This window comes from Pseudomonas sp. dw_612 (assembly GCF_018449725.1).
Lineage (GTDB): Bacteria > Pseudomonadota > Gammaproteobacteria > Pseudomonadales > Pseudomonadaceae > Aquipseudomonas.
This window is the reverse complement of record NZ_JAAVVC010000070.1, coordinates 1-588: the sequence shown is the minus strand read 5'-3', so window position 1 is coordinate 588 and position 588 is coordinate 1. Positions and strand designations below refer to the sequence as shown.

Below are 588 nucleotides of genomic sequence, written 5' to 3'. Positions count from 1 at the left end.
TCGGACGGCTGGTCAATCGGTCTGCTGCTGCACGAATTGTCTGCCTTGTATGGCGCGTACCGTCAGGGGCTCGACGATCCGCTGCCTGCGCTGACGGTCCAGTACCCGGACTATGCCGCGTGGCAACGGCGCTGGCTCGGCGGCGGTGCGCTGTCGAATCAGACCCAGTACTGGCGCGAGCGACTGCTGGGGGCTCCGGAACTGTTGACCCTGCCGACCGATCGCCCGCGCCCGGCGCAGCAGTCGTTCGAGGGCGCCAGCGTGCCGGTGCGTCTGGACGCGGGGCTGACGGAAAAGCTCAAGGCGCTGGGCCAGCGTCACGGCACCACGTTGTTCATGACTGTGCTAAGCGCCTGGGCGGCGGTGCTGTCGCGTCTGTCGGGGCAGCAGAGCGTGGTGATCGGTACGCCAACGGCCAACCGCGGTCGCCGGGAGATCGAAAGCCTGCTCGGTTTCTTCGTCAACACCCTGGCCCTGCATGTGGACCTGGCGGGACAACCCGACGTGCGCCAATTGCTGGAGCGGGTGCGCGAGACCGCAGTGTCGGCGCAGGTGCACCAGGACCTGCCGTTCGAACAGGTGGTGGAG

1 protein-coding gene is annotated in these 588 nt (G+C 67.7%); it reads left to right on the top strand.

Annotated features, from left to right (window positions below; translation table 11 throughout):
- The coding region (locus tag HB680_RS32515; protein WP_256735665.1) for a condensation domain-containing protein at positions 1–588 on the top strand (588 nt) is incomplete at both ends.